Source organism: Pantoea sp. MHSD4 (assembly GCF_021043305.1).
Lineage (GTDB): Bacteria > Pseudomonadota > Gammaproteobacteria > Enterobacterales > Enterobacteriaceae > Pantoea > Pantoea eucalypti.
Genome location: NZ_JAJNDH010000003.1, coordinates 50847 through 64980, shown reverse-complemented (window position 1 = coordinate 64980; position 14134 = coordinate 50847). Strand labels below are relative to the sequence as shown.

Sequence of the window (14134 nt, the reverse complement as noted above, 5' to 3'; positions counted from 1 at the left end):
GAAGGACAATTAATTCGGCCGCAAGGTTAACAGCCTGAAACGGAGAGACAACAAAATCCGGGAAACTTTACGTAAAAATACGTGTCGCGTTCAGAATTACCGCTGCCTCTGCGCTACGCAGTGTAGACTATATTGTCCACATCAGGTGTCCAATCAGCGGAGCCAGCACCACGGTCACTACGCCCGAGAGCATCATAACCAGGCTGGCGACCACGCCCTCCTGCTGCCCAAGCTGATAAGCACGCGCCGTTCCGGCACCGTGCGACGCAGCCCCAAACCCGGCCCCTTTCGCCACACCCTGCTTGATTGCGAGGCGCAGAAACAGCACGTCACCTACCGCCATGCCAAACACGCCAGTGATGACCACAAACAGCGCAACCAGATCGGGCTGACCGCCAATTGGTCCGGCTGCGGCCAGCGCAAACGGGGTAGTAATGGAGCGCACCGCCAGACTGCGCTGGATTGACTCTGGCAGCGTCAACAGCCGCGCCAGCCAGACCGAGCTGCAGACAGCGACCACCGTGGCGGTCAATACGCCCGCGCTCAGGGATAGCCAGTGCCGCTTAATAATCTCCACGTTCTCATAGACTGGCACTGCAAACGCCAGCGTAGCGGGTCCCAGCAACCAGAGCAGCCAGTGGTTTTCAGCAATGTAATCCTGCCAGCTGATGTGCGTCAGCAGCAGCAGTCCGACCAGCACCAGCGGCGTCATGACCAGTGGCATTAACAGCAGTGTCCGCCAGCGGCTATAAAGCCGTTTATTCAGCGCATACACCAGCAGCGTAACCGCGACACACAAGAGACTGATGATAAAATCACGCATCTGGATTCTGCTTACGCGCGGCGCGCGCGACTTCATACTGATAAAGCCGGTCCACGACCCAGGCGGTCGACGCCAGCACCAGCGTCGTACTGACACCAATCACCACACAGATGCGCCAGCCATCCACACGCAGCAGCGCGCCATAGTTCACGACCGCCACTACCGCCGGAATAAAAAACAGCAACATTTCGGCCAGCAGCCAGCGTGACCCGGCTTTTACCCAGTTCAGCGGCACAATCCGCGTTACGATCAACGCCAGCAGCACCAGCATCCCGACGATATTGGCAGGCAGTGGCAGGTGCAGCCAGCTCACCAGCTGTTGACTGGCGACAAACAGGCCAATATATAACCCTACCTGCAGTGGCAGGCTAAGCCATTGCACTGCGCGGTTGCTGAGTGGAGTGAGTGCTAACGCCATCGCCTGTCTCCCCGATTAAATTGATGTCGCCAGTATAAAACGCCAACAGAGTGTGAAAAAAATGAATTAAAATTATCGTAATCATGCCTGAAAGGAATAGTTATGAACGTGCGCGCCCTGCGTTACTTTACTGAAGTGGTTCGCCAGCAGAGTTTTACCCGCGCGGCACAAAAGCTGTTTGTGACGCAGCCAACCATCAGCAAAATGCTGCGCCAGCTGGAGGAGGAGCTGGGCTGTACGCTGATCCTGCGCGATGGCCGTCGTCTTCATCTTACCGACAGCGGTCAGGCGGTCTATCAGCGTGGCCTGGCGATCCTGCAGGAGTTTCATCAGCTGGAAGCGGAGATTGGTGACATCAACCAGCTTAAAACCGGCGAGCTGCGACTCGGCATTCCGCCGATGGTCGGTATGCAGATAGCCGGATCGATTTCCGCCTTTCGCCGCCGCTATCCCGGCGTTCAGCTGAAAATCTCTGAGTTCGGCGGTCTGACCGTTCAGCAGGCGGTGCTGGCGGGCAGTCTGGATATCGCCCTGACCGCACTGCCGGTCGACGCTGAGCTGCCGCTGAACACCCTGCCCCTGATGCATCATCCGCTTTGCGTGCTGCTGCCGCGTCGCCCGGAGTGGCTCAGCCGCCAGCAGATTGGACTGGCAGAACTGGCCGCGCATCCGCTGCTGATTTTCAATGAGGAGTTTTCGCTGAATCGTCAGCTAATGCAGGCGTTTCAGCGGCTTAACCTGACGCCCACGGTGGCAGTGCGGAGCGGTCAGTGGGATTTTCTGGCGGCGATGGTGCAGGCGGAAATGGGGCTGGCGATTCTGCCAGAGCCTATCTGTCAGCGGCTGGATAAGCAGTCGCTCTTGTGGCTGCCGCTGGAATCGGAACTGAAGTGGAGTCTGGGTTTAATCTGGCGGGAAGGGAGTTATCTGTCGCGCAGTGCGCAGGCGTGGATCAACTGTTGCCGGGAGCACTGGCCGGATGAGCCGCCGCGCCTGTCGGTGTGAAAGGCTGGCACGCCCGCATGAATGCGCAGGCGTGCCGGTCAGACTTACTCTTCTTTTTCGATCAGCAACGCTTCCAGTAGGTCCAAATCGTGCAGTAACGTCTGCATCGTCTCATTGGAAATTTGCTGGGTCGCGCGCAGATGATAGAGCTCCGCGCGCTCGGCACGCAATCCGGTCAGACGGAAGCGACGCTCAAGGTTCTCAGCATACAGCGCGTGTTCGAGGTCATTCTTTCCTTCGGCACGACGACGCAGGTTGCCAATCACTCGCAGACTCACCTCTTTGAGCAGTTCCGGATCGATGTTCTCTTCCGATCCGTTATCCAGTCGCTCTTCCATCTTGTGAAGGCTTTCAATCGCGGCGCCTGCCATTACCGCACGGGCATTCTGCAGCTCACGGCGGTGCGCACCTTTATCAATGGTATCCACGCCACGCAGGAGAATCGGCAGCAGCACTACGCCCACCAGCAATGAGAACAGAATCACACCGGTGGCGATAAACACCAGCTCATAACGCGCCGGGAAAGGCTCGCCATTGGTCAGGAACAGCGGAATCGACAGCACACCGGCCAGCGTAATGGCACCGCGCACTCCAGCAAAAGAGGCGATCAACAGCTCACGTAGCGAGTAGTTAGAGAACTCCATCGGCTTCTTCTTCAGCAGCCGTTTGCTGAAACGCTGCATAATCCACAGCCAGCCAAAACGCACGATCATCAGCGCGGCGTAGACCAGCCCGATATCGGCAAACAGCATCCAGAGTTCGACGTTCGGATCGGCCTGTGCCTGGTCGATTGAGGTCTGCAGAATATCCGGCAGCTGCAGGCCCAGCATCAGGAAGACCATGCCGTTGAACACGAACTCCAGCATCTGCCAGACGCTGTTTGCACGAAGACGCATCGCCAGCGGGGCCTGACGAATAATACCGGAACGGGTGATGGTCATACCGGCCGCCACCGCCGCCAGGATGCCTGAAACACCCAGATGTTCAGCAATCAGATAAGAGGCGAAAGGCAATAGCAGCAGCAGTACGGTCTGAGTGGCCGGATCGTCACCGCTCCAGCGGCTGAGCAGGCGCAACGACTTACCGTAGAGCCAGCAGATTGCCACACCCGCGACCAGGCCACCCACGGCGACCTTCAGAAACTCAATGCTGGCACCGCCCCAGGTAAACACCATCGTGCCCATGGCAACGGCCACGGCAAATTTCAGTGAAACCAGACCCGATGCATCATTCATCAGGGCTTCGCCCTGCACAATCGACATAATCTTTTTGGGAATACGGCCTTCACCCACAATGCCGGAAAGCGCCACGGCATCGGTAGGCGACAACACGGCCGCCAGCGCCAGCGCCGGAATCAACGGGATACCCGGCACCAGCCAGTAGATCAGATAGCCAATGCCGAACACCGTAATCAGCACCAGCGCCAGCGCTAAGCCAATTATCTCGCGGCCATGATGCAGGAACTCACTGATGGGCGTCTTCCAGCCATCCGCAAACAGCAACGGCGGAATGAACAGCACCAGAAACAGCTCTGGATCAAAGTCGACATGCAGACCAAACGTTGGCCAGGCCAGCATCGCACCCACGGCGATCTGAACGAGTGGCAAGGGGATCTGAAAAGGGAGAATACGAGCCGCGACGCCAGAGAGCGACACGACCAGCGTCATGATGAGAATTGTAAAAAAGATTTCCATGCTTTCCTTAGGCGTCGTTTCTTTCAATCATTGGTTAAGCATTAAAGTGTAAAACAAACTGCGGTGAAGGGTGTCAGCTACGCGTGCGCCGGGCGGGAAAAAAGTGACAAATACCGGGCGCACAAGCGCACGCCCGGTTGTGCCGTCAGATAGCCCAGCCACCGGCGTAAAATGCCACCAGCGCGACAGCAATAATGACCGTACCGACGTTGAGCTTACGCCATTCACCGGCAAAGAGGCGGCCCACCACCAGGCTGGCAAAACCGATCATGATGCCGGTTACGATGTTGCAGGTGAGCACAATGATCACGGCCGTTAGCAGGCCCGACATCGCATCGACAAAATCATTGAAGTCGACTTTTGCCACGTTGCTGAGCATCAGCAGCCCCACATACATTAAGGCGGGTGCGGTCGCGTAAGCCGGCACCAGATAAGCCAGCGGTGACATAAACAGAATAGCGAGAAACAGCAGGCCAACCACAATCGCAGTAAGACCCGTTTTGCCGCCTGCTGCGGTGCCTGCCGCCGATTCGATATAGACCGCAGCCGGTGATGCGCCCACCAGTCCCGCGAACAGGCTGCTGACAGAATCACTGGTCAGCGCACGGCCACCATTAATAATCTGCCCCTGTTTATCCAGCAGATTGGCCTGACCCGCGACCGCGCGAATCGTGCCGGTAGCGTCAAAGACCGCGGTCATCACGAGTGCCAGTACGCTGGGCAGCACCACCGGCTGCATCGCGCCCATAATGTCCAGGCTAAACAGCAGCGACTGACCGCTGGCATCACGCAGGCTTGGCAGTGCAAACAGTCCCTGCCAGGTCACCGCAGGGTCAAAGATCAGGCCCAGCAGTGAAATAGCGATAATCGTCAGCAGAATGCCGCCGGGCACCCGACGCTTCTCCAGTCCAATAATCGCGGCCAGTCCCAGCAGCGTCATCATCACCGGGAAACTGGTGAAGTGGCCCAGTGCCACCGGCAGGCCCGGTGCCGGATTTTTTACGACCAGCCCGACGCCGTCAGCCGCAATCAGCAGCAGAAAAAGGCCAATCCCGACGCCGGTTCCGTGCGCTACACCCATTGGCAGATTACGCAGGATCCAGGCGCGGATGCCGGTCACCGAGATCAGGGTAAACAGCAGGCCCATCAGAAACACTGCACCCAGCGCCACCGGCACGCTGATGTGCTGACCCAGCACCAGGCTGAAAGCGGTAAAGGCGGTTAAAGAGATCGCACAGCCAATCGCCATCGGTAGATTGGCCCATAGCCCCATAAGGAGGGAGCCAAAGCTGGCGACCAGGCAGGTGGCGACAAACACGGCGGAGGGGGAGAAACCGGCTTTGCCCAGCATTCCCGGCACCACGATGACGGAGTAGACCATCGCCAGGAAGGTGGTGAGTCCGGCCAGAATTTCCTGCCGCACGCTGCTGCCGCGCGCCGAGATCGAGAACCAGGCGTCCAGTTTTCCACTGGCCGGGCGTGATTCAGTTGACATAGTTGAGCCTCAAATTTCTTGTTGTGTGGATCGCTCTGCGACCATCGCTGTCCCTGGAATAAGCGGGTAGACGGCGTCACTGCCCGGTTTAACCTGGCAGGCAAACGTTTACCTTGCCGCAGATAGTTAGCCGCTAAAATCGGCCAGATAAAAAGGCAGGGGATTATCGGGCGTTTAGCGGCACATTTTCAACAGCAACAGGGAGATTCATCAGCATAAAAATCAGAGATAAAGAGGGGATAGGCGTCCGGTACAAGCCATGATCACTCGCTGACATCCTGAAGTTAAAGCGATTTTCCGGAGAAAAAGCGCACCGGCGCAGGCATGAGGAGATCCGACGCGCCGGTGGAAAAGAGAACTAACCTGGCAGTGAAAGCTCGCCGCCCTGATCAATCGCACGTTGCCAGGCAGCACGCTGCTGCACGGTCTGAAGCCATTTCTGCGTGGCAGGCATCTGATCGAGTCCGGCACGTTGCGCCAGCGCCAGCAGCGGAAAGCTCATCTGGATATCCGCAATCGAGAAACGCTGGCCGGCAAACCAGGGATGCGTAGCCAGATGCTGTTCGATCATCTGCATGTGCGGCTTCAGCTGTTTATCCAGGAAAGCTTTCTGCACGCCTTTGCCGAATGCTGCCCCAACCGGACGCAGCAGCCAGGGCACCGGTGCTTTGCCCATCTGACCAAAGATTAGCTTCATGACCAGCAGTGGCATCAGCGAGCCTTCGGCATAATGCAGCCAGTAGCGGCACTGTAGCCGTGATTCCTCATCACTGACTTTCAGCCGGAATGCGTGGTCATGTTTCTCTTCAAGATATTCGAGAATGGCACCGGATTCTGCCACCACCCGATTGCCATCGGTAATGACGGGCGATTTCCCCAGCGGATGCACTTTTCTTAACGCCTCCGGAGCCAGCATGGTCGGTTCGCGTTGATAGCGTTTAATCTGGTACGGCACTTCAAGCTCTTCCAGCAGCCACAGCACCCGATGTGAGCGCGATTTCTCGAGATGGTGAACGGTGATCATCATGATTCCCTGTGTTTTGACCTTCACCAAGTATAGACGTCACTCTGTATCGGTATGTTTATCATCCTGTTCCGGGTCGAGTAGCACGGCACCTGAGCCCTGCTGACCCAGCCGATCGCCGGGGTTGCGCAGCGGGCAGTCGCGCATCGACAGGCAGCCGCAGCCGATACAGCCATCGAGGTCATTGCGCAGGCGGGTCAGGGTTTCAATACGCTTATCCAGCTCTTCGCGCCAGTGCTGCGTCAGGGCATCCCACTCTGGTGTGGACATACGCTTGTTTGCGGGAATATGGTCCAGACTGTCACTCACGGTCGCCAGCGGAATACCGATGCGCTGCGCAATCTTGATAATCGCGACACGTCGCAGCACGTCACGGCTGTATCGCCGCTGATTGCCGCTATTTCGCGTGCTGGAGATCAATCCTTTTGTCTCATAGAAGTGCAGCGCCGAGACCGCCACACCGCTACGGCGCGCCACTTCACCCGGTGTTAAAACCGGTTTTGGATAGTTGCGTTCTTTTTTCATCAGGCTCTTTACCTCAAGTTAACTTGAGGAATTATACTTGCTCTCCATCGAAACCCCTAAACTCCCATTAGCGTTTATTAAACACCAGAAGGATGAGGCCATGATGCAAGAAGAGATCATTCATTCCCTGACGCACTGGATTGACCAGAACCTGGATAAGAGCTTGTCGATTGATGAAGTTGCGGCCAAATCGGGCTATTCGAAATGGCATCTGCAGCGTATGTTCCGTTCCGTAACGAAACAAACGCTGGGTGGCTATATTCGTGAGCGCCGCCTGACGCTGGCAGCTGAAGCTTTGTCACAGACACAGCGACCGGTGTTTGATATTGCGATGCAGTATGGCTATGACTCGCAGCAGACCTTTTCCCGCGTGTTTCGTCGTCAGTTTGCACAGACGCCAACCGCTTATCGGCACACCATGCGTCGTCAGGCGATTCAGCGCCCTCGCCTGCCAGGTTTTGGCTATAACGATCCAATCAATAGCTTTACCCAGCGCACCACCGGCGAGTGTTGCCCGGTTCGCTGATTCTCCGTTGCGCCCGCCCTGGGCGCATCTGACTGATTTTTCCGCCGTTCTTCTTCTGCTGCTTACCCTTCCTTCGTGTCACTGCCACACCCGTGTAAATTTTGTTCAAAATTTAAAATCGGGTGATATAATGTGACCCAAGTCACACTTTAAACCTGGTTTGACGGCAAAAAAGTCTTCCCTGACACACTTTTTTGTCGCCGGTGATGTCCGCAGATTGTCAGGATTACCTGTTGATATTGAGGTCCGGCCAATGGCTACGTTAACCACCAGTTTTCTTGTTATGCGTTGGGAATTGCTGAGCGCAGTCATGATGTTTTTTGCCAGCACCCTGAAAACCAAACTTCGTCAGGATAGCCGTCACGTAATGGCATTTATGTGTGGCGGGATTGGTTTAGGCATGACCTGCTGGTTTGTCACCGGTCTGATGGGCATTACCCTGAGTATGGATAACGTGCATAACTTCGTGGAAATCTCAAAGCATGCCTTTATTGAAGCAATGAGCCAGGCGCCTGCTGACTGGCCGATGCCCTGATTGATTGCCTGAATTTTGCGCATAAAAAACCCCGCTAAGCGGGGTTTTTTATATTGCTGTGTGTGCTTAAATTTTCTTCAACATGGCAGGAATATTAACATCCTGCACGGTAGCGCCCGGGCTCTGCGTTCCGCGGCGGTCCTGAATCCACATATCTCCCATCATCTGATTTAAACCACGATCTAAGCCGGTGACCAGTCCTGCACCTGGGGTGAAGGTCAGTTCGCCAAAGTAGATCCTTTCGTCATGGATATACCAGTCCACACGTACGTAGTCGAAATCACTGGCCAGTTTTTTACTCAGTTCGAGCGCATGTTCCAGTGACGGCATAATCGGTGACACATCCAGACCGGTATCGCGAATTTTGTGATAGGCCTCGTTGAGGTTGTTCACGTAGAAATTCATCGACAGCAGCGGCTGACAGCGGTTGTAGATCACCTGCAGCACATATTCGAACTTGCCATCCCGCTTGTTGAACATATGGAACTTGTAATCAATCGGCGCGCTCTTGCCATCACCAATGTACTTCTCAACCAGGATACGTGGCTTGATGTAGCGATAGTGAATCTCACGCGCTTCGTTGGCAAAGTCAGTCTTCAGCCAGCGATAGCAGTCATGAATGATCTGCTGCTTGCGCAGGGCATCCGGCTCTTCCAGCAAAATCTCAACCATGTTGGAGGCGTGGTTCGGCTTGATCACCGTCCCCTTCCAGCAGGGTAAGCTGTTCAGCGTTGTCGGGTCAGTGGTTTCGTGTACCAACGGAATCAGGTATTCATTACCGATTTTTTCAGCAATGAATTCGCGCACCGAGTACTTATCAGACAGACGACCGTAATTCTGGTAATCGCCGAAGATAAACTTACGGTACAGCACCTTCTCATTGAACACTTTTGGCTGACGCAGATTGGGCAGCTTTCTGAACTTGTGGAAGTAGTAAATGCGGTCCTGATAAGCCCAGGGCATCTTCTTAATAAAGTACTGCACACTTCTTCTGAGTTCTTCTTTCAACTTGAGCATATCTGACCTCATTTGTATGTTTTGTAGTTGAGTGAGGAAACCTGAATCTTTTGAATGACGCCGTTTTTAAAGAAGTAATTCATTACGGTCAGGGACAAAAGTTCTGAAAGGAAAACGCTCCACGCGGCCCCCATGATGCCGTGACCCTGGATCAACCACCAGGAGAGCGGCAGACTGATGACCATCAGGCAGATGATTTTCCTCAGTAAGTAGTTAAATCCTCCCTCTTTGACCATGTAGCGATACGCTACGGTCCCCATTGCCGAAAAGCTGGTCGCTATCGACAGCAACGTAATGAGACTTCCTGACTGTGTGTATGCCGGTCCGTACAACGCAATGATGATCCGCTCGCCATACAGCGAAATAACAAGCAGCATCAACAATGAAACACCCATAACGTAACCATTGAGCCGCGCAGCCAGCTTAATGGCGACCTCACCGCGCTCCCTGAAGATCTCAGTGAAGCAGGAGGTGATGAGCGCTACCGGGATAAAAATCCAGGAAGCGGAAATGGTATTCGCCGCCGCAAACAGACCCAGATCGCGGGCGGGAGCCGTGCCTGCCAGAAACATCTGTGCGGCTTTGACCTGCACCGAAATAAAGATGCTGGAGATGGCCAGCGGCAGTCCGGCATACATCAGATAGCGCAGATAAGCGGTACGCTTCTCGCGGGGCGGCATCTGATCCTGATGGTCCTGATAAAAGTTGCGACGCTTGATCAGGTAAGGCACCAGCGTGACGGCGACAATCGACAGCGTCAGCCAGAGTGGATTGAGACGCAGCCAGGCGACGATAAAGCTGATGCTGAAACTCAGCAGCATGCCCACGGCGTTAGCAATGGTGTTAAGACGCGAAGCAAGACGCGCGTTGTTATAAACGCTAAAGGTGTCCTGGGTGACAAAAACGGAGGCAACAAATGAGGCCAGTGCAAACGCCAGGAAATTTTCCTGCATGTTGTACCAGACCCAGATTAAGACTGGCACCGAAGTGACCAGCAATAACACCATTCGCAGCGTACGGGCAATGGTCATCAGGCGCAGGCCTTTTGACGCATTTTTGCTGACGCGCTTAAACAGAATGGTTTCGGTGCCAAAAATCGCAACGGTTTGCACCATCGCAAATAGTGAGGTTGAAAACGCCATCTGACCAAACACCGTTGGGCCAAAAGACTTCGCCACGTAAGACGTCACAAAAATGACGCCAAAAACGGAGATGATCTTCTCAGACATCATCCAGGCGGCATTAGACATTACGCTCAATTTCATCGACTCTTCCTTAGTATTACTCAACTACAACCGCTTCGGTACAACATCCCTGTAACGAATTAATAAGCGCTCAGTGGGCCTGGCGAAAATGTAAGACTTCAGACCAAACTGGTCCGAAAATTGAGATGCAAGTCATAATCCGGAGAGTGAATTCAGGATAATTCTTATTATAAATGGTGCGAATCACTTCAAATGGAAACGATTTCAGGCTGAAAATAAAACAACCCTAAAGCGCCTGACCGCCATATTAATCACATCGCTCAGGCTAAATATCCCGCATACGTTGTATTTATTTCGTATTTTGGATGCGATGAATTTATAACAAAAATGCCCCTCCAGGAAGGTACGCCCCCCCGATAAGAATAAAATAAGATTTATCCCATGATGATATTTCTTCTAAATATCTTAATTTAGGCTTCGCAATTCAATTCGCGCACTTTAATACTGCCTTAATAAAACCTTACAGTGCCAGAAATTATTAAAGTCATTCTCATCCATTAATCGATAAGAAAGGTAAGAGCATTTATGAGAAAGTCACGATACAGCGAAGATCAAATCACAAATGCCATTAAAGCTTCTGAATCGGGCGTGAAAGTCAGAGAGATCTGTGAAGAGTTAGGTATCTCTGAAGCCACGTTCTATAGCTGGAAAAAGAAGTTTTCTGGGTTGTCTTCGGAAGAAGGCAGAAAAATCAAGGAGCTGGAAGAAAAACTGCAAAACATCACGCGTGAGTTGCAGACGCTCAACTCCGATAAAGAGATGCTGCAGAGCGTTCTGAAGCACTTCTTTACGACAAATGAAAAACGTCAGGCTGTGGATTTCCTGCAGGCCACCTTCGACATCGGTACACGCCGTAGCTGCAGACTATTAGATATCAGTCGCAGTGTGTACCATTATCCGTCAGGCACGGAGAACCGCTAAACCCAATGCTACCGCGCTTTTTAGACTTAACGCTGAGATTTGTTCTTACCAGAAGAGATGAAGATCATTTAACAGGACAATTGCGGCACCCTTTTCCGCTCCATTTATAACTAATGAATGGCTTCACGGCTAAGCTTCTTTTTTTGCGGTAAAATTGATTCACAACAGCAAAAGTCTCGCATTCTACGCCTATTCTTCCCTTCCCAATCTCGTTGACACGGGATTGGGCCCTCTATTTCTTACGTAAGCCCAGCTAATCGTCGGAACTAATTCTGCTTAATACTATTAAGCTGCTTTAAACATCGTGCGAAAAACAGCCGTCGCCGTTTTAAGTTAACGGTGGCCCTGACTCAAATTCTGCGGCTGCGCTTTAATTTCCGATGATGGGTTTATTGCATAAACTTTCTCCAGGATTAATCCGGGATAAATAGTTTATTGCTCCTTATCACTAACGTTACGCGCTTCTCTTTTCACTCTCATCATTGCGCATCATTGATGCCAGAGATTAATCTTTAATTAATAACGCAAAGGCGGAATTCTCTTACTCATTTATCACTGAGTGAAGTTAATGGTGGTTTTTCGCCTCTCGTTCTCAGTGCCACCATGCAATAAAAAGCCGTGAGAGAAAGCATAACGTCCATAATGCTGCGCTATTTTTCCTGATTAATGACCGATATCTGAGCAATAAAACACTGTCAGACCCGAAAAGGCGTGTTCTCCGCAGACCGTAAGTACCGTTTTTTCACTTAAAAATGGGGGATGAGAGAGACAATTGCGGGAGACGGTACTATCACCTGGTGGAATGAAATCGATTTCGCGGCATAAATCTGTCGGAGAGCGTGCAAATCGGCATAGGGTTTAATCTTAAAAAGCCGCGCGACATGCTGTTCGCGCGGCAGAGCGATTTGGATGCACGTTGCGGTTTACTCGTTCAATGAGACCACAAGAGGTTGAGGTTTAATACGCATTGCCCACAGCACCCCAGCCAGCAGACAAACAATGCCGGTCACAGTGAGCTGCGGTGGCCAGCTTTGATACCAGAGAAAAGTCCACAACAGGCCAAAAAGAATCTCGAAAACGATCAGTGGCCCCATCAATACGGTCGGCAGACGCTGGCTGGCAGCGTTCCAGCATAAGGTGCCGAGCCAGGAGCAGAGCAGGCCAATGGTCAGCATCAGAGAGATAAACACGCCGGGACGCGGCCCAAATGGCAACGAAAAGTCGGGCTGTAGCCAGGTGAGCTGCACACTGACCAGCGCATACATGATCAACGCCATGGGCAATGTGACCAGACCCTGCGCGGTGGCCCAGGTCGACGGCCGCAGCTCGGGATGTGTGCGCAGCCAGCGGGCATTACGCAGCGGATACCAGGTCCAGCAGACTACGGCCAGTAGCGCCAGCACGATACCAGTGAGATAACGGCTCAGATCAAGCAACTGGCCCTGACTTTTTAGCTCCGCCGCGTTTACGCAGAGTAAGCCGGCCGCCATCATGACAAGCGCCGGAAACAGCCGCCGCCACGGCAATCTTCCTTCAAGATGGCCGTAACAGAGATTGGCCGTCACGGCGATCACCACCGGCAGTGTGCCAATAATCATGGTCGAGACCGGGCCGCCAGTGCGCTGAATGGCGTTCGCCAGAAACGCATAGTAGAAGAGGTTTCCCACCAGCGAGAGTTTTACGGCCTCAAGCCAGTCGGCGCGAGCCAGCTGACGCAGGCGATGACGACCATGCCAGGCCAGCGGCAGCGCAATCAATCCAAACGCCACATAGCGTCCCGCCGACTGCAGCGCGCCGGGGTAGTCAGGCACCAGCAGTGGCCCGACAAAGATCAGCCCCCACATCAGCCCGGCGGTGACGGCAAACATGACACCAGCAAACATGATTCCTTCCTTATATAGCTTTTTGACAGAGTGTGGCGGGTTCGGGCGGGGAATGCTTGTAGCAGATTGCGGTGATATCAGGATTGGCGCACCTGCTTCTGATAGCGGCCCGGCGTGATGCCGTACCGATTGGCAAAAGCGCGGGTGAGATGCGCCTGATCGGTTAATCCCACCGCCGCCGCGACGCTGGCGGCCGCTTCTCCCTGAGCCAGCCTTTGCTTGGCGTCATAGAGCCGGAAAGCCATCAGCATCTGATGGGGCGTCACGTGATAGTGCTGGCGAAAAGCGCGTAAAAAGTGCCATGGCGATAACGATGCCAGCGCTGCCAGCTCATCCAGCCGCACGGGTTCAGCAAGGTTGTCGCGCAGGAAATCTTTTACCTGATCAAAACGATGCCGGGTGTCGGGTCTGCCCTGTGAAGACATGCATGCCAGCGGACGGATCTGCAGCAGCAGTTCCGCGATCAGGCTCTGACGTGCCAGTTCAGACTCCGCCTGCCAGAGTGCGGCAAGTGTTCGGGAGAGCGGTTGCGCCACACGTGAATCGGTCAGCAGCGCCTCATTAAACCACCAGCCGCGATCGCCGGTCAGTTCGTCCATCAGCTGCGGCTGAATGTAGATCATCTGATAGCGCCAGCCCTCTTCGCAAGCGGACTCACCGGTGTGCAGCTCATCCGGATTCATCATGACCAGCGAGTTCTCCGGCGCCGTATATTCAGTGCCACGATAGCGAAAGCGCTGTGCACCCGCTTCGATAGTGCCAATTCCGAAAGCTTCATGGGTATGCGGTTCAAAGGCGTAGCGGGAGATGTGAGCCTGATAAAGCTCCACACCAGGCAGCTCTGCGAGTTGCTGAAAGCGGGCGCGATCTTTTTCATAGGGGAAACTCGCCGGAACACCGTCCACTTCTCTCTCCTTATTTAACCAGTGGGTTAAGCATGCCTGTGACCAGGGTGGAAATGCAAAAGATTGCTATCCATCACGCCGCAGGTAACACTGTTTTT

At 53.9% G+C, this 14134-nt stretch carries 14 protein-coding genes; 4 read left to right on the top strand and 10 right to left on the bottom strand.

The window, feature by feature from the left end; all coding sequences use genetic code 11:
* Positions 1-127 precede the first annotated feature (127 nt).
* Both LQK91_RS10815 and LQK91_RS10810 read right to left on the bottom strand, forming a co-directional pair.
* Positions 128-823, bottom strand: a complete 696-nt coding sequence (locus LQK91_RS10815) for an LrgB family protein (RefSeq protein WP_039660666.1) — start codon at positions 821-823, stop codon at positions 128-130.
* Entirely contained in the window at positions 816-1241 is a 426-nt protein-coding gene (locus tag LQK91_RS10810) for a CidA/LrgA family protein (RefSeq protein WP_033763398.1), read from the bottom strand. The genes LQK91_RS10815 and LQK91_RS10810 overlap by 8 nt, the downstream gene beginning before the upstream one ends.
* Positions 1242-1343: 102 nt before the next feature.
* Here LQK91_RS10810 and LQK91_RS10805 point away from each other — a divergent pair, with 102 nt between their 5' ends.
* Entirely contained in the window at positions 1344-2246 is a 903-nt protein-coding gene (locus LQK91_RS10805; RefSeq protein WP_105099484.1) for a LysR family transcriptional regulator, read from the top strand.
* A gap of 44 nt (positions 2247-2290) precedes the next feature.
* Here LQK91_RS10805 and LQK91_RS10800 read toward each other — a convergent pair whose 3' ends face one another.
* The 4 genes from LQK91_RS10800 to soxR form a co-directional block, all read right to left on the bottom strand.
* Complete coding sequence (locus tag LQK91_RS10800) at positions 2291-3940, bottom strand: Na+/H+ antiporter (protein WP_003855721.1); 1650 nt, start codon at positions 3938-3940, stop codon at positions 2291-2293.
* Between the two features lie 145 nt (positions 3941-4085).
* Positions 4086-5435, bottom strand: a complete 1350-nt coding sequence (locus LQK91_RS10795; RefSeq protein ID WP_008926615.1) for an NCS2 family permease — start codon at positions 5433-5435, stop codon at positions 4086-4088.
* Between the two features lie 358 nt (positions 5436-5793).
* Positions 5794-6459 carry a glutathione S-transferase family protein gene (locus LQK91_RS10790; RefSeq protein WP_033743428.1) on the bottom strand — a complete coding sequence of 222 codons (666 nt, stop codon included), beginning with the start codon at positions 6457-6459 and terminating at the stop codon, positions 5794-5796.
* 39 nt (positions 6460-6498) lie between these two features.
* Positions 6499-6984 carry a redox-sensitive transcriptional activator SoxR gene (gene soxR, locus LQK91_RS10785; RefSeq protein ID WP_003855725.1) on the bottom strand — a complete coding sequence of 162 codons (486 nt, stop codon included), beginning with the start codon at positions 6982-6984 and terminating at the stop codon, positions 6499-6501.
* Between the two features lie 100 nt (positions 6985-7084).
* Here soxR and soxS point away from each other — a divergent pair, with 100 nt between their 5' ends.
* Together soxS and LQK91_RS10775 are read left to right on the top strand one after the other, a co-directional pair.
* A complete protein-coding gene (gene soxS, locus LQK91_RS10780; RefSeq protein WP_003855727.1) occupies positions 7085-7510 on the top strand; it encodes a superoxide response transcriptional regulator SoxS in 426 nt (141 codons plus the stop codon).
* 253 nt (positions 7511-7763) lie between these two features.
* Positions 7764-8045 (top strand): YjcB family protein, encoded by a 282-nt coding sequence (locus LQK91_RS10775; protein WP_008926612.1) that lies wholly within the window; start codon positions 7764-7766, stop codon positions 8043-8045.
* 66 nt (positions 8046-8111) lie between these two features.
* Here LQK91_RS10775 and LQK91_RS10770 read toward each other — a convergent pair whose 3' ends face one another.
* Positions 8112-9062, bottom strand: a complete 951-nt coding sequence (locus tag LQK91_RS10770; protein WP_008926611.1) for an ATP-grasp fold amidoligase family protein — start codon at positions 9060-9062, stop codon at positions 8112-8114.
* A gap of 8 nt (positions 9063-9070) precedes the next feature.
* Positions 9071-10327, bottom strand: coding sequence for an oligosaccharide flippase family protein (locus LQK91_RS10765; RefSeq protein ID WP_003855732.1), 1257 nt, complete (start codon positions 10325-10327; stop codon positions 9071-9073).
* A gap of 525 nt (positions 10328-10852) precedes the next feature.
* Between LQK91_RS10765 and LQK91_RS10760 the strand changes: the two genes are divergently transcribed.
* Complete coding sequence (locus LQK91_RS10760; RefSeq protein ID WP_003855733.1) at positions 10853-11248, top strand: transposase; 396 nt, start codon at positions 10853-10855, stop codon at positions 11246-11248.
* A 923-nt stretch (positions 11249-12171) separates the two neighbouring features.
* Here the strand turns inward: LQK91_RS10760 and LQK91_RS10755 are convergent.
* Positions 12172-13131: a DMT family transporter gene (locus LQK91_RS10755; protein WP_003855735.1), complete on the bottom strand. Its 960-nt coding sequence runs from the start codon at positions 13129-13131 to the stop codon at positions 12172-12174.
* 77 nt (positions 13132-13208) lie between these two features.
* Positions 13209-14036: an AraC family transcriptional regulator gene (locus LQK91_RS10750; RefSeq protein WP_003855737.1), complete on the bottom strand. Its 828-nt coding sequence runs from the start codon at positions 14034-14036 to the stop codon at positions 13209-13211.
* Between the last annotated feature and the right edge of the window lie 98 nt (positions 14037-14134).

What these genes read in the sequence shown, in the direction of transcription:
- LQK91_RS10815 (WP_039660666.1), bottom strand. Translation starts at nt 823, where the DNA reads ATGCGTGATTTTATCATCAGTCTCTTGTGTGTCGCGGTTACGCTGCTG.
- LQK91_RS10810 (WP_033763398.1), bottom strand. Translation starts at nt 1,241, where the DNA reads ATGGCGTTAGCACTCACTCCACTCAGCAACCGCGCAGTGCAATGGCTT.
- LQK91_RS10805 (WP_105099484.1), top strand. Translation starts at nt 1,344, where the DNA reads ATGAACGTGCGCGCCCTGCGTTACTTTACTGAAGTGGTTCGCCAGCAG.
- LQK91_RS10800 (WP_003855721.1), bottom strand. Translation starts at nt 3,940, where the DNA reads ATGGAAATCTTTTTTACAATTCTCATCATGACGCTGGTCGTGTCGCTC.
- LQK91_RS10795 (WP_008926615.1), bottom strand. Translation starts at nt 5,435, where the DNA reads ATGTCAACTGAATCACGCCCGGCCAGTGGAAAACTGGACGCCTGGTTC.
- LQK91_RS10790 (WP_033743428.1), bottom strand. Translation starts at nt 6,459, where the DNA reads ATGATCACCGTTCACCATCTCGAGAAATCGCGCTCACATCGGGTGCTG.
- soxR (WP_003855725.1), bottom strand. Translation starts at nt 6,984, where the DNA reads ATGAAAAAAGAACGCAACTATCCAAAACCGGTTTTAACACCGGGTGAA.
- soxS (WP_003855727.1), top strand. Translation starts at nt 7,085, where the DNA reads ATGATGCAAGAAGAGATCATTCATTCCCTGACGCACTGGATTGACCAG.
- LQK91_RS10775 (WP_008926612.1), top strand. Translation starts at nt 7,764, where the DNA reads ATGGCTACGTTAACCACCAGTTTTCTTGTTATGCGTTGGGAATTGCTG.
- LQK91_RS10770 (WP_008926611.1), bottom strand. Translation starts at nt 9,062, where the DNA reads ATGCTCAAGTTGAAAGAAGAACTCAGAAGAAGTGTGCAGTACTTTATT.
- LQK91_RS10765 (WP_003855732.1), bottom strand. Translation starts at nt 10,327, where the DNA reads ATGAAATTGAGCGTAATGTCTAATGCCGCCTGGATGATGTCTGAGAAG.
- LQK91_RS10760 (WP_003855733.1), top strand. Translation starts at nt 10,853, where the DNA reads ATGAGAAAGTCACGATACAGCGAAGATCAAATCACAAATGCCATTAAA.
- LQK91_RS10755 (WP_003855735.1), bottom strand. Translation starts at nt 13,131, where the DNA reads ATGTTTGCTGGTGTCATGTTTGCCGTCACCGCCGGGCTGATGTGGGGG.